This window comes from Arthrobacter sp. P1_B3, assembly GCF_056406615.1.
Genome location: NZ_JBFTZV010000002.1, coordinates 91,358 through 113,638 on the forward strand (window position 1 = coordinate 91,358; position 22,281 = coordinate 113,638).

Below are 22,281 nucleotides of genomic sequence, written 5' to 3' on the forward strand. Positions count from 1 at the left end.
GATAGTGCCGGTGTGTCCGGGTCCCCGCTCAAAAAGAGCTAAAACTAAAAAACGCCCCGCGCAGATGCACGGGGCTTGTCTCGACGCGGTCCATGACCGCGGAGCTTTGCTTCGTTCACCTGCGCCGGCCGCCCTATGTTCAGGGTCCTTCGTCCGGAAATCCACTGCGCTCTCCCGGCGCGACTGCAGAAGTGAGTCTTGCTTGGGAGAGTGGATTTCCAACAACCGACGGTCTTTGGTCCTTCAAGCTTACGGGACGCGGCGCGCCTGTTCCAAATCGGGCCTAGCGGGCAGGGTTAGGCGAACAGCCCTCAGCTGACGGCCGGGCCGAAGTTGGGGAGTTCTTTCTGCCAGAGACCCGTCACGCCCGCTGTGGTGAATCCGAGCTGCTGGTTGACCTTCAGGAGGTAGCGGTTCTCAGGGGCGTTCCAGGTGTACAGGACGCGGGCGTCCGGGAACTGTTCGCTCAGCCGTTCCATGTTGGCGACCTTGATCAGCAGCCCGAGTTTGTTGCCGCGGTGTTCCTGCAGCACCACGGTGTCGTCCTGGAAGACGACGTCCGGGCGCAGGGCAAGGACACTGATGGTGGTCAGGCCCGCGAGCGTTCCGCTGGCGATGTGCTCGACGGCGGTGACCACCGTGCGCCGGCCCTGGGCAATGGTGACCTCCTCCGCCTCCCGGAGGATGCCGCCGTCGAACACCATTTCCTGGGCATCCGGTCCCGGCACTTCGTCCTCGCCTGCCTGGTTCTCCAGGGCGGCGACGGCCTCCAGCCACCGGTCAGGGCACCGGTCCGTCCAGTGGTGCAGACGGTAGCGGCCGGCATTGGCTTCCTCGGCCTCGGCCTCAAGTTCGGCGACGAGTTTGGTGTCCAGCGGCAGTGCGCAGGAACTGAACTGTTCGATGTGCTGGAGCGTGTAGCCGGCGTGGCGGGCAAATTCCACGTCACGGCTTCCCATCGGAACAAACCCGACGCCGCTGCCGGGCACGAGCTGTTCGGCATCCGGGTCCGTCAGGGTTGATCCCGGATGGTTGGTGTCGATCAGGATGGTGTGGCGGCCCTCGTCCCGGGCGAAGTGCTCCGCGGCCTCCAGCAGATGCCTGCCCACGCCCTGGCGCCGGAATTCCGGAAGGATGTCGAGCGTGAATTCGGCGAGGTCGAGGTTGTCCACGAGCGGCAGGGCAATGTCTGCCGTCCCGACAATCACGCCGTCGATCTTGGCCACCAGGATCACCTGGCGTTCGTAGGGGTCCGCCATCTCAAGTAGCTTCTCCTGCGGCGCGTAGGCAAGGTCGTCCGTGCCCCAGGTCTGCATCCGGACCCGCCGCCCCACTTCGATGGCGGCGAGGAAATCGGCGGCATCGGGCGCGTCAAGGGAATCGGGGATCCACACCTGCTCAATCCGTACATCGTTTGCCATAGAGGGCATCATTTCAGCCGTTGTGCCACCCACCGTCGGTACGGCCCGGCTCAAACCGGGCTTTCAACCGCCAGCATATGCTGGTTTGAGCCGCTGTTCCATTGGTGACGCCGGGCAGTTTCCGCCCCGTCCGGCGCCCTGGCGCCGCAGGCGCCTGTTCACACGGTCGCCAGTTCACAGGGCCGTCAGTTCACGGTGCCGTCGCTCACGGTGCCGTCAGTTCACAGTGCCGTCACTCACGGTGCCGTCACCGGCCGCGGTCCGCTGCCACTCGCCGTCGTAGCCCGCCGGCTTGAAGCCCAGCGCGATGTTGATGCTGAGCATGTGAACGTTTTCGGCGGCGTTATAGGTCAGGACGCGCCGCACAGCCGGGTGAGCCTCCTGCAGCAGGCGCAGGTTGAGGATCTTGATAAGCATGCCGAGCCGGTGGCCGCGGTGGCCCGCCGCGACGAGGGTGTCGTCCTGGCTGGCCAACCATGGTTTGTCGGCTGTTGTCTGGAGGACGGTATAGGCGGCAAGTTCACCGGTGGCCAGGTGCCGTGCCGCGACCACCAGGGCGGACAGGCCGGCCCGACGCCAGGTGTCCTCGACGTGGCGGACCCGGGCGACGTCCCAGATCTCCGGCTCATAGCTCAGGGCACCAGCGGGGGCATCGGTGCTCATGCGCGACATCAGCACCGCGAGCTGGGCGGCAAGGTCCTCCGGGCATGAATCGGTCCAGTGCAGCAGTTCGTACTCCCCCGCCCTGGCCAGGGCGTCCCGTTCCAGGCTGTCGAGGTCCGCAACCGGCGGGATGTCGAGCGAACTAAACCGTTCGACCTGCTCCAGCCGGTAGCCGGCCAGACCGGCGAAGCGGACGCCGCGCGCGCYGGCTGGCAGCGCTCCGGTTCCCGTGGCGGGCTTGATGAGAAACGGGGCGTAGACGTCGAAGCCGGCCGGGTGCTCAGTGAAGGTCTGCAGTATGGTCCGCCCGTCGGCGGCGGCCAGCGCCTCGGCGTGCTCCAGCAGGGCCCGGCCGATCCCTGCGCCGGTGAAGGAATCCAAGACGCTTACGTGCAGGAGCGCACTGCCCAGATTCTCCTGCAATTCGCAGCGGACCCAGGATCTGGCCGCCATGCGCCCCTCGACACGGACGAAGAAGAGCCGCGTGCGGGTGTAGGCCGTGTCCCGCCAATACTGAAGGCGCGCCGCCGCGGACGAAGCCCGGTCAAGGTTGCCCCAGGTCTGCAGCTCGAGTTCGTCGCAGAGTTCCATGAATTCCAGGAACTCTGCTGCGTCAGCATCAAGGCTGGCGGGCAGGGAGAGTTGCTCGATGAGGTACGACGGCGTAGTCACCGGCACAGCCTAACCGGCAAGTCCGGCGGCTCCAAGGCTTCGGGACTTTGGGGCTTTGGGGCTTTGGGGCTTCGAGACGCCGCTGATGTCAGGGCGCCCGCTATTCAGGCGCCAAGAATGTCAGGCGCAGAGACGACGAAAAGGCCGCCCCGCGGTTGCGGGACGGCCTTTCGCTGGAAACCGGTGACGCCGGTGTTGCTGGCAGCTCCGAGGATCCGTGGATCCGGTGAGGACTAGACCTCGGTCAGGACCTTGGTGACGTTGGGGTCAACCGAGATGCCCGGGCCAAACGTGGTGGCGACGGTGGCCTTCTGGATGTAACGGCCCTTGGAAGCGGACGGCTTGAGGCGAAGGACCTCTTCCAGTGCTGCCGCGTAGTTCTCGGCCAGCTTGATGGCGTCGAACGAAACCTTGCCGATGATGAAGTGCAGGTTCGAGTGCTTGTCGACGCGGAAGTCGATCTTGCCGCCCTTGATGTCGTTGACAGCCTTCGCGACGTCAGCGGTCACGGTGCCGGTCTTCGGGTTCGGCATCAGGTTACGCGGACCCAGGACCTTACCGAGGCGGCCAACCTTGCCCATGAGGTCAGGGGTGGCAACGGCGGCGTCGAAGTCGGTCCAGCCGCCGGCGATCTTTTCGATCAGGTCATCGCAACCAACGAAGTCGGCGCCGGCTGCGATTGCAGCCTCAGCCTTGTCGCCCGTTGCGAAGACGAGGACGCGGGCGACCTTACCGGTGCCGTGGGGCAGGTTGACGGTGCCGCGGACCATCTGGTCAGCCTTGCGAGGGTCAACGCCCAGGCGGAAAGCGACCTCAACGGTGGCGTCGAACTTGGACGGGTTGGTGTCCTTGGCGAGCGTCACTGCCTCGAACGGCGCGTAGAACTTCTCCGCGTCGATCTTGGCCGCGGCTGCCTCATATGCTTTGCTGCGCTTTGCCATGCTGCTTATTTCTCCTTGTGCAGTTGTGGTCTGCGGACCGCGCTGGGCCCTGCCACAGTCGGGATTCCGAACGGTTTGTCCGTGCCGGGTTCCCAACATCTCAATGTTTAGGTGGTGCCGGTTGCCCGGCGGGGAAGGCTATTAGCCTTCGACGGTGATACCCATGGAGCGGGCGGTGCCGGCGATGATCTTCGCTGCGCCTTCGAGGCTCGTGGCGTTGAGGTCTTCCATCTTGGTGGTGGCGATCTCGTTGACCTGGGCCTGGGTCAGCTTGGCAACCTTGACGGTGTGCGGGGTAGCCGAACCCTTGGCGACGCCTGCAGCCTTTTTGATGAGCTCTGCAGCCGGCGGGGTCTTGGTGATGAACGTGAAGGAACGGTCTTCGTAGACCGTGATCTCCACGGGGATAACGTTGCCGCGCTGGGCTTCCGTCGCAGCGTTGTACGCCTTGCAGAATTCCATGATGTTGACACCGTGCTGGCCGAGCGCAGGACCGATCGGCGGGGCCGGGTTAGCGGCACCTGCCTGAATCTGCAGCTTGATGAGGCCGGTGACCTTCTTCTTGGGAGCCAATGTAGGTCCTTCTCTCAAATACGTCCTGGGGCACAGGAGCGTGCCTCAGGTTGGTGGCCGCCATGGCAAGGCGGCCTGCCGCTCCGTGGCTGCTAAGCGGGCAGCCCGGGGCGAATTCTTAGGGAAAAGCTAGATCTTGCTGACCTGGTTGAACGCCAGGGTGACCGGAGTCTCGCGTTCGAAGATGGACACCAGCACCACGAGGGTCTGGGAATCGATCTTGATCTCGGAGATCGTGGCGGGGAGGGTCTCGAACGGGCCCTCCTTGACGATGACCGACTCGCCAACCTCGAAGTCGACGTCGACCTGCGCGGCGGCGTGCTTGACCGGCTTGCCCTTCTCGGCCTGCTCCTCTTCGAAGACCGGCGCGAGCATGGAGAAGACCTCATCGAGGCGCAGCGGGACCGGGTTGTGGGCATTGCCCACGAAGCCGGTGACGCCGGGGGTGTGGCGGACGGCGCCCCAGGAAGCGTCCGTCAGGTCCATGCGGACCAGGACGTAACCGGGGATGCGGACGCGGTTGATGACCTTGCGCTGAGCGTTCTTGATCTCAACGACTTCCTCCATCGGAACCTGGATTTCGAAGATGTAATCTTCCATGTCCAGGGTCTGGATGCGGGTCTCAAGGTTGGCCTTGACGCGGTTCTCGTAGCCTGCGTAGGAGTGGATGACGTACCAGTCACCTTCCTGGCGGCGCAGCTTGGCCTTGAACTCGTCGGCGGGGTCGACGTCGGCCTTGGCGGCCGCGGCTGCCAGCGCGTCGGCGTCTTCAGCGTCGGATTCTTCAGCGTCGGATTCTTCGGCGTCGACGGCTTCGGCAACTGCTGCCTCTGCGTCTTCTTCCAAGGCTACTTCTTCTGTGGCTTCGGCCTCGTCAGTGACGTCGGATTCGGGCGCAGCAGACACAGCCTCGGACTCTTCCGCAGCTTCCACCGCGGCGCCCTGGCTCTTATCCAGCTCAGTCTCAGTTACCTCGAGCTCCTGCTCAGACACTTGGTCTCCTGCTTCCTCATTGCCTAACATGCCTATTTAAATGACTCAATTCCGCACACCCCGCGGAATCTCCGGTTTCCCGGGGCATCCACGCAGTCTGCGGACCGGTCGCCTTAGTTGTCCGTGGGGCCGCTGCCGCCGAAGACCCAGCTGACCGCGGTCCCGAAGGCCAAGTCCAGCAGGGTGACGATCACCATCATGATGGACACGAACACCAGCACCACGAGCGTGTAATTGATCAGTTCTTTACGGGTCGGTGCGACGACCTTCTTCAGTTCGCCAATGACCTGGCGGATGAAGATCGCGATGCGAGCGAAGAAGCCGGGCTTGGCGGCATTCTTGGCGGGGCGGCCTTTGGAGCTGCTGGCAGCTGTTTCGGTCACCTGGTCCTCACTCATCCTCGCAATGATCGGATACCCGGCTCTGAACTGAACCATGGTTGCTGCGCTTGTTCCGGATGACCCGGAACAGCATGCGCAGGGCAGACAGGACTCGAACCTGCAACCTGCGGTTTTGGAGACCGCTGCGCTACCAATTGCGCCACTACCCTTCGGGGAGAAAATCCGCTCCGGCCGACGCAACCCCAGGCTTCCCTGAGGCGCAGGCCATCATCGTGTTTTCAACACCGGAGAACCAGTCTACGCAACAACTGCGCCTACGTCGAACCGGCCCTCTTCCGGACCCCTGCGTGCCTTCGCAAATCAACTGACAGCCGTCAGTCATATTCGCGTTCAGGCACCCCGGGGGATCCGCTGAACAGCATAGAGTAGATTTCGTCGAATCCCACATCCAGCCTTCCAGCTGCCAGCGAAGAACGGACCCGCCCATGTCTGCTGCCCGCATTTCCCAGCGCATTTCCGCCATAGCCGAATCCGCCACTCTGGCCGTCGATGCCAAGGCGAAGGCGCTGAAGGCAGCCGGCCGCCCGGTCATCGGCTTCGGTGCCGGGGAACCCGATTTCCCGACGCCCGGCTACATTGTGCAGGCCGCCATCGAGGCCGCCAGCCAGCCGAAGTACCACCGCTACTCCCCCGCCGGCGGGCTGCCCGAGCTGAAGCAGGCCATCGCGGACAAGACCTTCCGGGATTCCGGCTACAAGGCCGAGGCATCCCAGGTGCTGGTGACCAACGGCGGCAAACAGGCCGTCTACAACACCTTCGCCACCCTCCTGGACCCGGGCGACGAGGTCATTGTTCCCACCCCGTTCTGGACCACCTACCCCGAGGCCATCCGGCTGGGCGGCGGCGTGCCGGTGGAGGTCTTCGCGGGCCCGGAGCAGGGCTACCTGGTCACCGTGGACCAGCTGGAAGCGGCCCTCACGGAGCGCACCAAGATCCTCCTCTTCGTCTCCCCCTCGAACCCCACCGGTGCCGTGTACTCGCCCGAGCAGGTCAAGGAGATCGGCCAGTGGGCAGCGTCCAAGGGCCTGTGGGTTGTCACCGACGAGATCTACGAACACCTGACCTACGACGGCGTGCCCTTCACCTCGATCGCCACCGCAGTTCCCGAGCTCGGCGACAAGGTGGTCATCCTCAACGGTGTCGCCAAGACCTATGCCATGACCGGCTGGCGCGTGGGCTGGATGATCGGGCCGGCGGACGTCATCAAGGCCGCCACCAACCTGCAGTCCCACGCGACGTCGAACGTCTCCAACATCCCCCAGGTCGCCGCCCTCGCGGCCGTCTCCGGGCCGTTGACCGCCGTCGATGAGATGAAGGTGGCATTCGACCGCCGCCGCAAGGCAATCGTCGCGGGCCTGAACGCGATTGAGGGCGTTGACTGCCCGACGCCGAAGGGCGCCTTCTACGTGTACGCGGACGTCCGCGCGCTGCTGGGCAAGGAGTTCCCGTCAGCAAACGGTCCGGTGCGGCCGGCCACCTCTGCCGAACTCGCGGCGCTGATCCTGGACGAGGTCGAGGTCGCTGTGGTTCCCGGCGAGGCGTTCGGCCCGTCCGGCTACCTGCGCCTGTCCTATGCGCTGGGCGACGACGACCTGGCCACGGGCGTCGCCCGCCTGCAGGACTTCCTCGGCAAAGCGAAGTAGCACCCCCCAACCCCCGATGCGCTATCACTTAGGGTCCTTATTCCAGTGCGATAAGGACCCTAAGTGATAGCGCATCCTTGGCTAGAGGAGGCGGCGTTCGGCGGCCCAGCGGGTCAGCTCGTGGCGGCTGGAGAGCTGGAGCTTGCGCAGCACGGCCGAGACGTGGGTTTCAACGGTCTTGATCGAGATGAACAGTTCCTTCGCCACCTCCTTGTAGCTGTAGCCGCGGGCGATCAGGCGCATCACTTCGAGCTCCCGCGCCGATAGCTTGTCCAGCTCGTCGTCGGCGATGTCCGCGGGGGCCGTTCCGAACGCGTCCAGGACGAAGCCCGCCAGCCGCGGCGAGAAGACGGCGTCGCCGCCGGCCACGCGGCGGACGGCACCGCTGATCTCCGCGCCGGAAATTGTCTTCGTGACGTAGCCGCGCGCGCCCGCCCGGATCACGGACACGACATCTTCCGCCGCGTCGGAGACGCTCAGCGCCAGGAACCGTGTGGTGCCCAGCAGCGGCGCCGAGCCGGCCAGGACCTCGCGTCCGCCACCTCCCCGGCCGCCTGGGAGGTGGACGTCAAGCAGCACGACGTCAGGCAGCTGGGCCGCGATGACGGCGATTGCCTCCTCCACGGTTCCGGCCTCCCCCGCGACGACGATGTCCGCGTCCAGGTCCGCCTTCAACCCGGAACGGAAGATGGCGTGGTCGTCCACGATCACCACCCGAACCGGGGCAGGGTTTCCTGGTGTGTGGCTTCCTGGTGACTGGTTTCCTGGTGCTGGGCTGGTCACGGCTTGGCCTCTCCGTTGGCGTGGTTGGCGGCAGCCGCCGCAGTTCCGGCAGATGCGGCGGCGGGCAGCCGGAGCCGCACTTCGGTGCCGTCCGGGCTGCTGATGATGGCGGCGGTGCCGCCGTGGCGGTTCATCCGGCCGATGATCGATTCCCGGACACCGAGCCGGTCCGGGGGGACCGAATCCGGATCGAAGCCCGGGCCCCGGTCCTTGACGAAAACTTCTGCGGCGGCGTCCGTGACTTCCAGGTACACGGACACGGCACCGCCGCCGTGCCGGGCGGCGTTGAGCATGGCCTCGCGGGCTGCCTGGACGAGGGCCTCGTGGCGTTGGGTCATGACGCAGTCCCCCACGCTGACCACTTCGACCGCGTGGCCCAGTGCGTCCTCGACCTCTGCGGCGGCGGCCGTGATGCCTTCGGACAGCTGCCCGGATTCCTTGTCGGCGTCCCGGTACAGCCAGCCCCGAAGTTCGCGCTCCTGCGCGCGGGCCAGCCGGATGACGTCGTGCTCGTTGCCGGCGCGGCGCTGGATCAGGGCGAGGGTCTGCAGCACGGAGTCATGCAGGTGGGCTGCGATCTCGGCACGCTCGGTGGCGCGCACCCGCCCCGCTCGCTCCGTTTCCAGGTCGCGCCAGAACTTCAGCCCCCAAGGCAGCAGCACCAGGGCCACGCCGCCGAGCACGGCCACCGAGGCCAGGAGGGCCAGCCAGGTCTGTTCCCAGGACCCCGAGCCGGACACCATGACCAGGACGCCGGCCACGACGAGGGCGAGCCCGGCTGCGAGGCGCGCCCAGCCGCCGGCCTGGTCCGCTTTGGTCTTGTCCACCAGCCCCGCCCGGCGGGTCTCGTCCAGTTGCATCCAGGCGATCGCCGCACCGCCCAGGATCGCCGCAACCGGGATCAGCGTGCCGAGGGGCACGTCGACGCCGAGAAGCCGGGCGATCAGAATCCCGGCGGCCAGCAACAGGCCTGCGCCCAGCAGGATCTCCTTGCCGAAGGGCATGCCCGGCACCTTGGACCACCAGGACCCCGGGGCTGGGGTCCCGGACGCGCCAAGGGTTCCGGGGCCTCCCGGAACGCCGGGGGCTGCCGGGGTGCCGGGGACTCCAAGGATGTCCGGGGAGCTGACTGCCGGAGCGATGGGCGACGCCGGGCGGCGGGCGTTGCGCCGGGCGCTTTCATCCGCCGTGGGGACCATGATCCAGAGCCAGGCGTAAAAGGCCACTCCGGCGCCGCCCGCGAGCGCAGCCACCACCATGCCGATCCTGACCATGCGCACCGGCCAGCCCAGATGGTTGGCGAGGCCCGCGCAAACGCCGGCAATCACGCGATCGCTGCTGCGGACCAGCGGCGGGCGGGCGGGCACGGTTGTCATGCATCAATCCAAGCACGGATCGGGGTTCCCCGGACGCGTTTGGGGGCCCAACCGGGGGCCACTCAGGGGCCGTTCAGGGTATTCCCCAGTAGAGCCCGGCGCCTGGAACGGGAAGGATCGAAGTATGAACCCGCACACTCCGCACCCCGATGAAGGCCAGGCCTCCGCAGACCGGCCGGCCACGGATCGACCCTCCGCAGAATTTCCGGACACAGAACGTCCAGACCCTGAACTTCCGGACTCAAAAGCTCCGGACTCAGAACTTGACACCGAGCTTCCGGACACAGAACTTCCAGGCACAGGCCAGTCCGATGCCTCTCCGGCCGGCTCCGGGCCGGCAGGAGCGCCGCCGACGGAGCCGCTGCCGACGGAGCCGCCGCCGCTTTACGCGCCGGGCGACCCGAATGGACCGCTGCCCGGCCGACAGGGGCAAAATTTCTTCGACTGGATCCGCAGCCAGGGCATCTACCGCGGACGCGACCGCTGGATCGGTGGCGTGGCCAGTGGCATAGCGCACCGACTCGGCGTCGACCCCCTGATCATTCGCGGCGTCCTGATCGTCCTGACCGTTTTCGCCGGAATTGGCGTTCTCGCCTATGGCCTGGCCTGGGCACTGCTGCCCGAGCCTGACGGCCGCATTCACGTTCAGGAGGCCGCCGCAGGGCGGTGGACGGCCGGCATGACCGGCGCCCTCATCACCTCGGTTATCGGTTTCCCCAGCCTGGGCAACGGTGTCTGGGGCTGGGACCGGTTCGGCTTTGGCGCCTTCGTCTGGACCGTCTTCTGGGTGGGCGGCGCCATCTACCTCGTCTACTACCTGACCCAACGCAATAAGATCCGGAACGGAGCCACTCCCATGCCACCGCGTTACGAGTCCAGCAGCCCGGCCGGCGCCGCGGCATTCGCGGGTAGCTCCCGCACCGGTGACGGGCAGCAGTCCACCGAAAGCTTCCCGCAGAGCGGCGGGCCGGCCTATGGCCACCCCGACGACGGCTTCGGAACCGGCCCGGTCTGGGGTCCGCCCCCGCCGTCCGGCCCCATCCCGCCCGGCCCTGTTCCCCCCGGCGGCTATGGCCCGGGATCCGGGGCCACCCCGCCCCCTCCCGCTGCGCCCCGCAACCTTGGCCCTGGCACTCCGGCTGTCCTCGTCACCGTCGGCTCCGCCCTCCTGGTGGGCGGCGGCATCAAGGCCCTCGACGCCGCCAACGTGATCGATCTCGGCGACGCCGGCAACGCGCTGGTCTGGGCCTTCGGCGCGGCCATCCTGGGTCTCGGGATCCTGTTCGTAGGGTTGCAGGGCCGGACCTCCGGAATCCTGGGCTTCTTCGCGGTCGTCGCACTGCTGATCGGCGCAATCTTCAGCGTGGTCCCGCATGGGGACCGGTTCCGCTTCCAGAACGCCGATTGGACGCCGACGAGCATTGAACAGGCCAATGGCGGCTTCGAGATCACCGGCGGCGCCGGAACCGTGGACCTGACCAAGCTGGCGCTGAATCCGCCCCTGGGCTCCGACGTCGTTGTTCCGATCGACGCGACGGCCAGCAACCTCACCGTCGTCATCCCCGCCACCGTCCCGGTCCAGGCCCAGGCGGACATGACCATGGGCAACATCCACGACGGCAACCAGGACCGCGGCGGCATCACGAAGCAGCAAAGCGACTACAACACCTCGATGCCAGGCGCCCGGCTGGTCCTGAAGATCTCCGGCACCGTCAGCAACGTGACCATCAAGGAAGGCAACTGACATGAGCAGCTATGACGACTCGCGGCCTGCCGCGGCCTGGCAGGACCCCGAGGCGGGTTCCCCCGCCCGGGTGGGCACAGTGGTCTGGGGGCTGACAGTGGTGGCATTGGCCGCGCTGATCATCATTTCCGGGCTCGGCATTGTGGCCCTCAACGGCACCTACGTCCTGATCGGCCTGATGATCGGGGCCGGGGCCGCCCTGATAGTGGGCGGACTGGTCTCGGCGCGCAGGCGTGACAATACGTCAACTACAGGGAAGTCTTGAACCATGGATAAATTCTTCGACACCATCCGGGGCTTCGGCCTGAAACGTGGTCCGCAGCGCTGGCTTGGCGGCGTCTGCGGCGGAATTGCCGCCAAACTGAATGTTGATGTGGCGTATGTCCGGATCGCCTACCTGCTCCTGAGCCTGCTCCCCGGACCGGCGTTCGTGTTCTACGTCGTGGCGTGGCTGCTCCTCCCGGACCAGCGCAACGCAATCGTCCTCGAAAGCTTCCTCTCGAAGCGTTCCTCCCGGCCCTGACCTCGATCACAGAGGCCGGCCATCACAGGCCGTCCCGGCCGGGCAACATTCGGCGCCCGGTAGTAGCGCCACACCACGAAAAGGGTGCCCCTGCCTTCACGGCGGGGGCACCCTTTTGTAACCGTTTGTGTCCTGCCCCACACGCGCCACTAGACTCTAGGTGAGCTCAGCGTGGCGCTCTGCCTGTACCCCTTCAAACCAGGATTTGAGCCGAGATATGAAAATTGGAATCCTCACCAGCGGCGGAGACTGCCCCGGCCTGAACGCCGTCATCCGTGGCGCCGTCCTCAAGGGAATCGCGGTCCACGGCCAGCAGTTCGTAGGATTCAGGGATGGCTGGCGCGGCGTTGTCGAGGGCGACATCGTGGAAATTCCCCGCACCATGGTCCGCGGCATCGCCAAGCAGGGCGGCACCATCCTCGGCACGTCCCGCACCAACCCGTTCGAGAACGGCGGCGGTCCCGAGGTCATCAAGGCCAACATGGACCGGCTCGGGATCGACGCCATCATCGCGATCGGCGGCGAAGGCACCCTGGCCGCCGCAAAGCGACTTACCGACGCCGGCCTCAAGATCGTGGGCGTGCCCAAGACGGTCGACAACGATCTAGACGCCACGGACTACACCTTCGGCTTCGACACCGCCGTGGAAATCGCCACCGAGGCAATCGACCGGCTGCGCACCACTGGAGAGTCCCACCACCGCTGCATGATTGCGGAGGTCATGGGACGGCACGTGGGTTGGATCGCCTTGCACGCGGGCATGGCCTCGGGCGCCCACGCCATCCTGATCCCCGAGCAGAAGGCCTCCATGGATCAGATCGCCGAGTGGGTGGTCTCCGCCCACGACCGTGGCCGCGCCCCGCTGCTTGTCGTCGCCGAGGGGTTTGTGCCCGAAGGCCAGGAGTCCCCGCATTCGGAGCGCGGCCTCGATACGTTTGGCCGCCCGCGCCTCGGCGGCATCGCCGAAATGCTGGCGCCCGAGTTGGAGGCACGCACCGGCATCGAGACCCGCGCCACGGTCCTTGGCCACATCCAGCGCGGCGGCGTCCCGACTGCGTTTGACCGTGTCCTGGCCACCCGCCTGGGCATGGCGGCCATCGATTCGGTGGTGGAGAAGCGCTGGGGCACGATGGTCTCGCTGCACGGCACGGACATTGTGCACGTCGGTTTCGACGCCGCGCTCGGCAACCTCAAATCCGTACCGCAGAGCCGCTATGACGAGGCCGCTGTACTCTTCGGCTAAGAGGCCTCTTCGGCTAAGAGGCCTCTTCGGCTAAGCGGTCCGTGGGCCGCGCGGTGGGTAGGGTTGATTCATGACTCTTGAGCCCGGTTCCGCTGAAATAGTCCAGCTTGCCTGGGCGCGCCGCTTGGGGTTCGACGACGGCGCCTTCGCGGCGGCCGCCGGCGTGCGGCTCACCCGGGCGGACGAGACTGCCCGGGCGGTGCAGTTCGTCCGCCTGTTCGGCAACTCCGCCCTGGTGGGCCCGCAATGGGCGCTGGACGCCGCCGTCGGGCTCTCCGACGAGGAACTGGCCCAGCACGTGACACTGCTGACCATCACCCGCGGGCACGGCGGCCACGGCTTGGGCGCAGCCGCACTCTTCTTCGCCGACGACCTCCCCCTGCAGCAGCCTTCCGAGGAGCTGACCGTCTCGCATGGGAACCCGGAAGCGATCGAACTGGAAACGTTCTGCCCGCCCGATGACGTCAACGAGGTGGGCCTCGCCGGCCTGGCACACCGCTTCACTGTCCTGCATCTGGAAGACGGCCGCCGGACCCCCGTGGCCTGCGGGGCCTACGCCGAATGGGAAGGGCTCCTGGCCCATCTTGGCGTGCTGGTTGCGCCCGAATGGCGGCGCCGCGGCCTGGGCAAGCTGGCCGCATCGATAGCCGCCCACGAGGCCCTCGCCGCCGGGCTGACGCTGCAGTGGCGTTCAGAGGTCAGCAACAAGGGTTCGCTGGCCCTGGCCCGGAGCCTGGGCTTCTCCGCGGGCGGCATCCAGACCAGCGTGCTGCTGGGCTGATCCGGATGCCCGCCAGGCTAGCCACGCTCCGCGGCGGCCTTGTCCAGGTCCGCGCCGGCAGCTGCGGCGGGGCCCGGTTCTCCCCAGCCCTGGACCGGCTTGGGTTTGGCGAAGAAGAGCGCCACGGCAGCACCGATCAGAATGACCGCCGCCGGCAGCAAGATGGATTGGCCCATCGCCGTCGAGAACCCCTCATGAAGTGCCTCGGGCAGGGCGCCGCCGAAGCCCATCGGGCTGGCCTCCGCGCCTTCTCCGGGCCGGGCGGGGAGCTCTGCCGCCAGCCGCGCCTGGATGAGCACGGCGATGGCGGCGCTGCCGAGCACGGCGCCGATCTGGCGGGTCGTGTTGTAGACGCCCGAGCCGGCTCCGGCCTGCCGCGGCGGCAGGTTGCGCGTGACGGTGGAGCTCAACGGCGCCCAAATGCCCGCATTGGCGAAGCCCAGCACTGCGCTCGGCAGCAGGAACAGCCAGATGGGGGTGTCCGGGTGCATGAGCAGGGCGTTCCAGAACAGCGCCACAGACATCAGGACCAGGCCGGTCGCTGTGATGAACTTCGGGTTGACTTTGTCAATGATCCGGCCGACCACGGGCGCGAGGCCGCCTGAGATCAGCGCCATGGGCACCATCATGAGCGCAGACTGGGTCGGGGTCAGGCCGCGGACGATCTGGTAGTAGAAGATCAGCGGCAGGCTGAACGCTGTGACGGTGAAGCCCACCGTGGTGATCGCAATGTTGGCGAGCGAGAAGTTGCGGTCCTTGAAAAGGGACAGGGGCAGCAGCGGTTCACCCTTGTTGAATTTCTGCCACAGGACAAAGACCACCAGCACGGCGATGCCGCTGATGATCAGGCCCCAGACGGTGATGGGGCCGGCGATGGTGCCCCAGTCGTACGTCTCGCCCTCCTGGATGCCGAAGACCAGGAGGAACAGGCCGAGGGCGCTGAGCAGCACGCCGGGAATATCGAACTTGTGCGGGTGGGTGGTCAGCGAGGGGACGAAACGCTGGGCGAGGATGAAGCCGGCAATCCCGACGGGGACGTTAATGAAGAAGATCCACTCCCAGCCGAGGCCGTCCACCAGCACGCCTCCGAGGATCGGGCCGACCAGGGTGGCGACGCCGGCAGTGGCGCCCCAGATGCCCATGGCCGCCCCGCGGCGGTCCGGGGGGAAGATCCGGGTAATGACGGCCATGGTCTGCGGCGTCATCATGGCCGCACCGAGGCCCTGGACCACGCGGGCCGCAATGAGGGTCTGGACGTCGCCGGAGAGGCCGCACCACAGCGATGCCATGGTGAAGACGACGAGTCCGGAGAGGTAGAGCTTCTTTGGTCCGAAGCGGTCACCGAGCCGGCCGGTAATAAGCAGCGGCACGGCATAGGCGAGCAGGTAGGCACTGGTCACCCAGATCACCGAGTTGATGTCGGTGTTCAGGCCCTCCATGATGCTCGGGTTGGCCACCGAGACGATGGTGGTGTCGATCAGGATCATGAAGAAGCCGATCACCAGGGACCAGAGTGCCGGCCATGGCCGGGCTACGTTTTCCATGGGGTTCCTTAGGGGCTGGTGTGAACGTTGGACGGGCTAAGTGTTGGGGCGGCCGGGTCCCGGCCGGGGGCGCAAGGGCTCACCACGGCAGTTCGCCGGAGCGGAGCTGGTCCTGAAGGCCGCGGATCCAGGCGATTTCGGCCTGCAGCGTGCACTGCTGGTACTGGACATCGATCCAGTACTTGCGCTCCACGCCCTTCTTCTTGAGCAGTTCCTCGCCGGAGACCAGGAAGTCGAGCTGCTCCTGCAGCACCTGGAGCCGGCGGTCGAGGAGTTCGACGACGACGCCGGCGGGCAGGTTGTAGGCCTCGGAGATGGCCAGCGGGAAGGACGGGTATTCGTTGACCGGGGCCGCGAGCATGTCCTGCAGCCACTTCGTGAACGCTTCGCGGCCGGCCGCCGAGATCGTGTACGTGGTGCGCTCCGGGCGGTTGCCTCCCCGGTCCGTTCCCGTTGCTGCGACGAGACCCTGCTCTTCGAGCCGCCCGACGGCGTGATAGAGAGTTCCCGGCCGGACCTTGACCAGGCGGTCCTCGTGCCGGGCGATCAGGAGCTGGTACATCTCGTAGGGATGCATCGGCTCTTCAACGAGCAGGGAGAGTGCGGCGACACCCAGCGGTGTCAGTGCGGTTGCCCGGGCCATGGCGCTGTCCTCTTCGGTCTAAAACTGTCCTCTTCGGTCTAGACTGCGATTAGTCCACTTAAGATTATTCCACGTGGAGTATTTGGGGGCAATCGTCCCGGATCCGCGCCGGCCGGGCCTCCAGCGGGCCCGGACCGGGTCTCGTCAGCCGAGGAGGGCCAGGATCTCCGTGCGGGCGAACATTTCCGCGGCGGCCCGCGCGGTGGGGGTGCCGGCGTCGGGGTCGGCACCGGCCTCCAACAGCTCCCGGGCGACGTCCGTGTAGCCCTTGAAGACAGCGCCGGCCAGCGGCGTCTGGCCGCGGTCATTAGGCGCGTTAACGTCGCCGCCGTGCTCCAGGATCAGCCGGACCGTGCCGGCGTGACCGTGGTAGGCCGCCAGCATGAGCAGTGAGTCGCCGGAGGCCGTGGTCAGCGTGGCCGGCGCGCCGGCGGCGAGATAGCCGCCCAGCAGCGCGGAGTTGCCCTCGCGGGCGGCGTCGAAGAGCGCGTGGGCAAGCGCCAGGGTCTCGTCGTCGGGCGCGACGCCACCTTCCAGCGGGGACGAACCCAGCGGCGACTCGCCGCTCATCGGGTGCCCCGCAGGAAGCCGGTCTGGCGGCCCACTACCTGGCCGGCGTCGGGAGCCACAATGACTTCCTGGGCCGCGGCATAGGGCTCGTCACCGTCCACCACGGTCAGGACATCGTCCGGGGCGACGGAGCGCTTGATCACGGCCAGGGCCACGGGGCCCATTTCGTAATGCTGCGCCACGGACGTCACAGTGCCCACCTTACGGTCGCCGGCACGCACCTCGCTGCCGGGCGCGGGCAGGGTGTGCTGGGAGCCGTCGAGCTGGAGGAACACGAGCCGCCGCGGCGGGTGGCCCAGGTTGTGGACGCGGGCGATCGTCTCCTGGCCCTTGTAGCAGCCCTTGGCCAGGTGCACGGCGGTGCGGAGGAGGTCGAGCTCGTGCGGGATGGTCTTGTCGTCGGTTTCCGCGCCCCACCGGGGCCGCCACGCGGCAATCCGCAGCGCTTCGGACGCCATGGTGCCGGCGAGGGCACGCTCGCCCACCGTTGCGACCAGCTCAGGCGCGGGAACAAGGTACTCGAACCACGGCCGTTCCAGTCCGGGGTGGGCGTCCTCGCCCACCACCGCGTAGGAGTAGCCGCCGGCACCGACATGCGGCCACGGGTCTTCCCAGACCTGCAGCGCCGACCATTCCGGGATGGGCTGGGTGGAGCCGAGCACGGCCCAGTCCGCGGAGACATCGGCGATCTCGACCCGGAGCATGAACTTCATCTTGTTCAGCCATTCGGCGAGCGGGCCGGCTTCGGCTCCCTCAACAATCAGCCAGGTCGTGGCGCCGTCGTCCACCACCCGGGCGTCGAACTCGATCCGGCCCTGAACGCTCAGCAACAGCAGTTCGGTGGACTGGCCCGGGGCCAGGGAAGTGAGCTGCTGGGAGGACAGGGTGTTCAGCCAGCTGAGGCGGTCCGGTCCGCTGACCGTGACCACGCCGCGGTTTGAGAGATCGACGACGGCGGTGCCTGCGGCCAGCGCCCGCTGCTCCCGAAGCGGCTCGCCGTAGTGGGCGGCGACGCCGGCGTCGGCACCGCTGGCCTCAACCGCGGCCGGGCGCGACAACAGGGGGCTTTTGATAGTCATATTGAAAGGAACGTCCTTAGCTCTGCGCGTATTCCGGCCCCGGCATCCAGTGCCGGCCGGCCTTTGTCGGACCGTGGGGCCGGCCGGCCCTAGCGGTATTCCGGATTTTCAAAGTCGAAGCGGGTGCCCGCTTTCCAGGCGTCGGGGAGGTTTCCGTAGGCGGGAATGCCGCCGGAGTCCTTGAGCATCCGGGCCAGGTGCAGCATGTTCCAGGTCATGAAGGTGGTGTTGCGGTTGGTGAAATCGCTGTCCGGACCCCCGGACCCCTCGTCGAGATAGCTCGGCCCGGGACCCACGGGGCCGATCCATCCGGCGTCGGCCTGCGGCGGGATGGTGAAGCCGACGTGCTGGAGGCTGTACAGGACGTTCATGGCGCAATGCTTGATCCCGTCCTCATTGCCGGTGATGAGGCAGCCGCCCACCTTGGGATAGTAAGCCCACTGGCCCTTCGCGTTCAGCTGCCCGGAGTGGGCATAGAGGCGCTCGATGAGCTTCTTGGTCTGCGAGGAGTTGTCCCCCAGCCAGATGGGCCCGGCGACGACGACGATGTCGGCTTCCTGGACGGCCGGGTAGATTTCCGGCCATTCATCGGTGGCCCAGCCGTGGTCGCGCATGTCCGGGTAGACGCCGCTGGCGATGTCGTGGTCCACCGTGCGGATCACGCGGGTGGTGACGCCCTGCTTTTCCATGATCCGGCGGCTGACCTCGATCAGGCCCTGGGTGTTGGACACGTCCGGGGACTTCTTGAGGGTGCCGTTGAAGTACACGGCCTTGAGGTCGGCGTAGCTGGTGCTACCAGGGGCTTGGCTGGGGGCTGAGCTGGTGACTGTGTTGCTGACTTCGTCGGTCACGGCGTTTCTCCTAGGTCGATGCTGACAACGGAAAAATCAGTGAGACCGCGCCTTTAGCCTACTTTGGCGAGGATGGCCGATGCGTGGGCTTCCAGGCCGCCCCCGGACGCCGAATCCTTGCCGGTGGCCACGTCCCAGCGCCACAGCAGGTTCCCTTCCACGAGTCCGAAGATCCGGGTGGCCGCCGTGTACTCCTTGGAGTGGCTGCCGCGCATCACCATGTCGGTGCTGAGCTGGATCTGGGGTCCCTTGATCTGACCGTAGTACAGCTCCGAGATCCCGCCGGGGTGGGCAATGGAGACCGAGATGTCGAAGCCGCCGTCGCTGTTGCGCAGGGCCTCCACCTCGTCGGCGCTCCTGAGCACGGGGACGATGTCCGCCGGGATCAGGCCGGGGCCGCCGTCCTCCTCGCGCTGCTTGCGCTCGAGGGCCCAGAAGCCGGTCTCGACGGTCAGGGGACGCAGCTTGGTGCCCTCGTCGTCCGTCAGCCAGCTCTCGGCACGGTACTGCAGGTACGGCAGGCCGTTGTGCGTAAACGACACGTGCTGCAGGAAGTGCTCGGAGTCCTCGTCCCCGGCCCCCAACCGGCCGCTGCCCTCCCACTCACCAATGAGCCAGGACAGCGGAACGATTTCGGGGGTCAGATCAGTAGGGATTTCAATCGGCACAGCATCTACCTCTGGAAGCTACGGGGTCTGGAACGTGTTACTTCTGGCCTTTGAAGAGGCGGTACACGACAAAGCCGGCAAACCACGCCATGGACAGGCTGGCCACGCCAAGCAGGACAAGGAAAAAGATCTCATATGCAAGTACGGACATGATGCCATCCTAACCCTTAGTAGATGAGTAGTTTGTCTATGAAGTAGGCCAGGGAACCGACCGCCGACACCGGCCCCAGCCCCATGCCCACGGCCGCCAAAACGTTCAGGCTCTCACCGCTGAGGATGACGAGGCGGCGGAAACTCACCAGCACCGCCCCCACTACGACGCCGGCGAGGGCGGCCGGAAGCACGGCAATGTCGGAGAACACGAGGCCGGCGAGCGGCCCGGCGAGCCCCGCGCTGACGATGCCCAGCGGCGCAACGATCCGGTCAGGCAAACGGATCAGCCCCGCCATCAGGGCGATGGCTGCACTGACGGCGGCCACGAGGATCATTTCGCGGACTCCGTTGAAGCGCGAGCTCGCAATCCAGCCGGCGCCCAGGCAGGACAGCAGGACACCCGCGCAGGAGCCCAGGGTGGATTCGAGGCGCTGGGCCTGCCCGGTGCCCCGAATCAGCTGCATGACGAAGATGGCCATGACCCCGACCGCCATGAACGACGGCGTCCAGTCCAGGAAGCCGGGAGCCGGAAGATAGGTTGCGGCCACCGCCGACCCCACACCTGGCAGGCCAATCAAGGCTGCGAGGGTCTTCTTGGCGGGGATGCCGAGAAAGTAGGGCCAGCCGATGCCGATGCCGGCCGCGAAGAGGGCCGCGACGGCCAGGAGGACCTCGGGCGAGGAATAGGCGCCGGCAACAATGGCCGCCAGGCCGGCCAGGCCAATGATCCCGACGCTCCACGGCTTCACGGTCTACTCGCCATCGGCAGACCCACCATGGCCGTATCTTCGCTCACTGCGGACCCCAATTCGACTCGGCTCAATTTCAACGGGCCGCGGGCCCTGACGGTTCAATCCTGCCTTATATGAACGATTTGTGTCGCAAAAGCAGTGGGCGGAGGTGACGGGACCATGGCCGGAATGGGGCCTTTAGGTATACTCGGGATCAGCAACAAGACGCCCAACGATGCGCGGACACCCCTTGGAGGAACAATGTCGCACATCCTGCTATTGACGAACAGCACCGGAACATCCGTGGACGTCCTGCCTGCTCTGGAACTGCTGAACCACCGGGTGCATATCCTGCCGGCCGAGCCCACCGCACTGCTCGAGACCGACCCCTGCGACATCGTCCTGCTGGATGCCCGCAAGGACCTGGTCGGCGCACGTTCCCTCACCCAGCTGCTCAAGGCCACCGGCCTCAGCGCCCCCTTGATGCTCATCCTCACCGAAGGCGGCATGGCCGCCGTCTCCTCGGCGTGGGCCGTCGACGACATCCTCCTGGAATCCGCGGGCCCGGCAGAAGTCGAAGCCAGGATCCGCCTCGGCGTCGCGCGCGCCGTTCCGGAGAAGGAGGACGTGCCGACCGAAATCCGGGCCGCCGGCGTCGTAATTGACGAGGCCAGCTACACCGCACGGGTCAACGGCGCCGCGCTCAACCTGACCTTCAAGGAATTTGAACTGCTGAAATACCTCGCCCAGCACCCCGGCCGGGTCTTCACCCGCCAGCAGCTGCTGACCGAAGTCTGGGGCTACGACTACTACGGCGGCACCCGCACCGTGGACGTCCACGTCCGGCGGCTGCGCGCCAAACTGGGCGCCGACCACGAGAACCTGATCAGCACCGTCCGCAACGTCGGCTACCGCCTGACCCTGGTCCGCCAGCCCGAGGACGAACTCACCGAGGCCTGAGCACCAAGGCCGCCCGAACCCAGCAGCACTGAAACCCAAATAGCACTAAACACAGAAGGCCCCGGACTCTGGAGTCCGGGGCCTTCGTGGTGCACCAATCCATCGGCGCAAATACTCTCAGTAAATATTCTCAGTGGAGGACATACGGGTCGAACGTATCGAGGCCACCCCAGCGGTGGATCCCCCTCGCATCTGGCTCAACGCCGGACGAGATAACGACTATACGCCGCCGTCCGGAGTTCAACAAAATCGGCCGCTGACAGCCATGCACCCGATAGCCTTGCACCATGAGCCCTGCGCACCCGGAAAACTGGCCCGTACTTGCCGTCAAAGGAACCGTGGGCGGCAGGCTGCTGCGGGACGTCGCCGCCCTGGTCGCCGCGGCGGAGGAGTCCGACGGCAATCCGCCGCTGTCCGAACAGACCCTTGTCACGCTGCGCGCCGCCGACGCGGGCGAGCATTCGGTATTGGCCCTGGCCCTCTACGCCCCGGACGACAAGTTGGATCCCGCGACGGCGCAGGACCTCGCCGGCGTCGCCGTCGTCATCGAGGAGCCCGACGGCACAGGGGTCCTTGAGATTGCCGTCCACCCCAGCTACCGCAACCAGGGCGTGGGCGACCGCCTGGTGAGCGAACTTAAAAGCGTCCGCGGCTTTACAGGCCTGAAAGCCTGGTCCCACGGAAACCACGAGGCCGCGGCGGACCTCGCGGCCCGCTACGGCTACGGCGCCGTCCGCGAGTTGTGGAAGATGCGGCTGATGACGGCGGCAGCGGCATTGCCGGAGGTCCAACTCCCGGAGGGCGTACAGCTCCGCACTTTCGTGGCGGGCCGGGACGAGGACGCCTGGCTGGCCGCAAACAAGGCCGCCTTCGCCCACCACCCGGAACAGGGCAACATGACGCGCGCCGATCTGGACGCCCGGATGGCCGAACCCTGGTTTGATCCTGCGGGTTTCCTGCTGGCCGTGGACCCGGCGGACCGGCTCCTGGGGTTCCATTGGACCAAGGTGCACCCCCGGCACGGCGATCACCCCGCGATCGGCGAGGTCTACGTGGTGGGCGTGACCCCGGATGCCCAGGGCGCCGGGCTGGGCAAGGTCCTCACGGTCGCCGGCATCAGGCACCTGCAGGACCTCGGGCTCCGCGCCGTGATGCTCTACGTCGATGCCGACAACGCGCCCGCCGTCGCCCTCTACCGCCGCCTCGGATTCACGCGCTGGGATGTCGATGTCATGTACGCGCCGCTGGCGCAGCAGCAACCACCGGCCGTGACTCCCGCGCCGGACGGCGTTAGTCAAGTCGGCGGATGACCACCGCGGCCGGGC

General features: G+C 66.8%; 23 protein-coding genes and 1 tRNA gene. 8 read left to right on the forward strand and 16 right to left on the reverse strand.

Annotated elements, in window-relative coordinates:
- Positions 1-311: 311 nt before the first annotated feature.
- From AC1D2F_RS03135 to AC1D2F_RS03165, 7 genes are all read right to left on the reverse strand, one after another.
- Positions 312-1,421: a GNAT family N-acetyltransferase gene (locus AC1D2F_RS03135; protein ID WP_229992781.1), complete on the reverse strand. Its 1,110-nt coding sequence runs from the start codon at positions 1,419-1,421 to the stop codon at positions 312-314.
- 216 nt (positions 1,422-1,637) lie between these two features.
- Entirely contained in the window at positions 1,638-2,756 is a 1,119-nt protein-coding gene (locus tag AC1D2F_RS03140) for a GNAT family N-acetyltransferase (RefSeq protein WP_476966152.1), read from the reverse strand.
- Between the two features lie 233 nt (positions 2,757-2,989).
- Positions 2,990-3,697, reverse strand: coding sequence for a 50S ribosomal protein L1 (gene rplA, locus AC1D2F_RS03145; RefSeq protein WP_476966153.1), 708 nt, complete (start codon positions 3,695-3,697; stop codon positions 2,990-2,992).
- A 141-nt stretch (positions 3,698-3,838) separates the two neighbouring features.
- The gene (gene rplK / locus AC1D2F_RS03150; RefSeq protein WP_018773647.1) at positions 3,839-4,270 is read right to left on the reverse strand and encodes a 50S ribosomal protein L11; all 432 of its coding nucleotides are present in this window, start codon (positions 4,268-4,270) and stop codon (positions 3,839-3,841) included.
- Positions 4,271-4,399: 129 nt separating this feature from the next.
- Complete coding sequence (gene nusG / locus AC1D2F_RS03155) at positions 4,400-5,263, reverse strand: transcription termination/antitermination protein NusG (protein WP_476966154.1); 864 nt, start codon at positions 5,261-5,263, stop codon at positions 4,400-4,402.
- Positions 5,264-5,376: 113 nt separating this feature from the next.
- Complete coding sequence (gene secE / locus AC1D2F_RS03160) at positions 5,377-5,661, reverse strand: preprotein translocase subunit SecE (protein WP_229996004.1); 285 nt, start codon at positions 5,659-5,661, stop codon at positions 5,377-5,379.
- 79 nt (positions 5,662-5,740) lie between these two features.
- Positions 5,741-5,813 (reverse strand) — tRNA-Trp (locus AC1D2F_RS03165).
- A 276-nt stretch (positions 5,814-6,089) separates the two neighbouring features.
- Here AC1D2F_RS03165 and AC1D2F_RS03170 point away from each other — a divergent pair.
- Positions 6,090-7,307: a pyridoxal phosphate-dependent aminotransferase gene (locus AC1D2F_RS03170; protein ID WP_364745491.1), complete on the forward strand. Its 1,218-nt coding sequence runs from the start codon at positions 6,090-6,092 to the stop codon at positions 7,305-7,307.
- Positions 7,308-7,388: 81 nt separating this feature from the next.
- On the opposite strand, the gene AC1D2F_RS03175 is transcribed toward AC1D2F_RS03170, so the two are convergent.
- Both AC1D2F_RS03175 and AC1D2F_RS03180 read right to left on the reverse strand, forming a co-directional pair.
- A complete protein-coding gene (locus tag AC1D2F_RS03175) occupies positions 7,389-8,021 on the reverse strand; it encodes a LuxR C-terminal-related transcriptional regulator (RefSeq protein ID WP_229996008.1) in 633 nt (210 codons plus the stop codon).
- Positions 8,022-8,086: 65 nt separating this feature from the next.
- Positions 8,087-9,466 (reverse strand): ATP-binding protein, encoded by a 1,380-nt coding sequence (locus AC1D2F_RS03180; RefSeq protein WP_229996006.1) that lies wholly within the window; start codon positions 9,464-9,466, stop codon positions 8,087-8,089.
- A gap of 124 nt (positions 9,467-9,590) precedes the next feature.
- On the opposite strand from AC1D2F_RS03180, the gene AC1D2F_RS03185 reads away from it, so the two are divergent.
- The 5 genes from AC1D2F_RS03185 to AC1D2F_RS03205 all read left to right on the forward strand — a co-directional run bounded on the left by AC1D2F_RS03185 (position 9,591) and on the right by AC1D2F_RS03205 (position 13,757).
- Positions 9,591-11,210: a PspC domain-containing protein gene (locus tag AC1D2F_RS03185; protein WP_476966155.1), complete on the forward strand. Its 1,620-nt coding sequence runs from the start codon at positions 9,591-9,593 to the stop codon at positions 11,208-11,210.
- A gap of 1 nt (position 11,211) precedes the next feature.
- Positions 11,212-11,475, forward strand: a complete 264-nt coding sequence (locus AC1D2F_RS03190) for a hypothetical protein (RefSeq protein WP_229995656.1) — start codon at positions 11,212-11,214, stop codon at positions 11,473-11,475.
- Between the two features lie 3 nt (positions 11,476-11,478).
- Positions 11,479-11,733: a PspC domain-containing protein gene (locus AC1D2F_RS03195; RefSeq protein WP_364745484.1), complete on the forward strand. Its 255-nt coding sequence runs from the start codon at positions 11,479-11,481 to the stop codon at positions 11,731-11,733.
- A gap of 217 nt (positions 11,734-11,950) precedes the next feature.
- Positions 11,951-12,976, forward strand: coding sequence for a 6-phosphofructokinase (locus AC1D2F_RS03200; RefSeq protein ID WP_229995658.1), 1,026 nt, complete (start codon positions 11,951-11,953; stop codon positions 12,974-12,976).
- A gap of 70 nt (positions 12,977-13,046) precedes the next feature.
- On the forward strand, positions 13,047-13,757 hold the full coding sequence (locus AC1D2F_RS03205) for a GNAT family N-acetyltransferase (RefSeq protein WP_229995659.1): 711 nt from the start codon (positions 13,047-13,049) through the stop codon (positions 13,755-13,757).
- Positions 13,758-13,774: 17 nt separating this feature from the next.
- Here the strand turns inward: AC1D2F_RS03205 and AC1D2F_RS03210 are convergent, their stop codons facing one another.
- From AC1D2F_RS03210 to AC1D2F_RS03240, 7 genes are all read right to left on the reverse strand, one after another.
- A complete protein-coding gene (locus tag AC1D2F_RS03210; RefSeq protein ID WP_229995660.1) occupies positions 13,775-15,301 on the reverse strand; it encodes an MFS transporter in 1,527 nt (508 codons plus the stop codon).
- 79 nt (positions 15,302-15,380) lie between these two features.
- On the reverse strand, positions 15,381-15,944 hold the full coding sequence (locus AC1D2F_RS03215; protein WP_476966156.1) for a PadR family transcriptional regulator: 564 nt from the start codon (positions 15,942-15,944) through the stop codon (positions 15,381-15,383).
- 144 nt (positions 15,945-16,088) lie between these two features.
- Positions 16,089-16,514 (reverse strand): ankyrin repeat domain-containing protein, encoded by a 426-nt coding sequence (locus AC1D2F_RS03220; RefSeq protein WP_476966157.1) that lies wholly within the window; start codon positions 16,512-16,514, stop codon positions 16,089-16,091.
- Positions 16,511-17,593: a CAF17-like 4Fe-4S cluster assembly/insertion protein YgfZ gene (ygfZ, locus tag AC1D2F_RS03225; protein WP_476966158.1), complete on the reverse strand. Its 1,083-nt coding sequence runs from the start codon at positions 17,591-17,593 to the stop codon at positions 16,511-16,513. Before ygfZ ends, AC1D2F_RS03220 begins: the two co-directional genes overlap by 4 nt.
- 89 nt (positions 17,594-17,682) lie before the next feature.
- Positions 17,683-18,360, reverse strand: coding sequence for a flavodoxin family protein (locus tag AC1D2F_RS03230; protein WP_476966275.1), 678 nt, complete (start codon positions 18,358-18,360; stop codon positions 17,683-17,685).
- A gap of 137 nt (positions 18,361-18,497) precedes the next feature.
- A complete protein-coding gene (locus AC1D2F_RS03235; RefSeq protein ID WP_229995665.1) occupies positions 18,498-19,112 on the reverse strand; it encodes a nitrobindin family protein in 615 nt (204 codons plus the stop codon).
- A 167-nt stretch (positions 19,113-19,279) separates the two neighbouring features.
- Entirely contained in the window at positions 19,280-20,014 is a 735-nt protein-coding gene (locus AC1D2F_RS03240) for a permease (RefSeq protein ID WP_229995666.1), read from the reverse strand.
- 243 nt (positions 20,015-20,257) lie between these two features.
- Here AC1D2F_RS03240 and AC1D2F_RS03245 point away from each other — a divergent pair, with 243 nt between their 5' ends.
- Together AC1D2F_RS03245 and mshD are read left to right on the forward strand one after the other, a co-directional pair.
- Positions 20,258-20,956 carry a winged helix-turn-helix transcriptional regulator gene (locus AC1D2F_RS03245; protein ID WP_028276526.1) on the forward strand — a complete coding sequence of 233 codons (699 nt, stop codon included), beginning with the start codon at positions 20,258-20,260 and terminating at the stop codon, positions 20,954-20,956.
- Between the two features lie 287 nt (positions 20,957-21,243).
- The gene (gene mshD / locus AC1D2F_RS03250; protein WP_229995667.1) at positions 21,244-22,266 is read left to right on the forward strand and encodes a mycothiol synthase; all 1,023 of its coding nucleotides are present in this window, start codon (positions 21,244-21,246) and stop codon (positions 22,264-22,266) included.
- Positions 22,267-22,281: the final 15 nt, after the last annotated feature.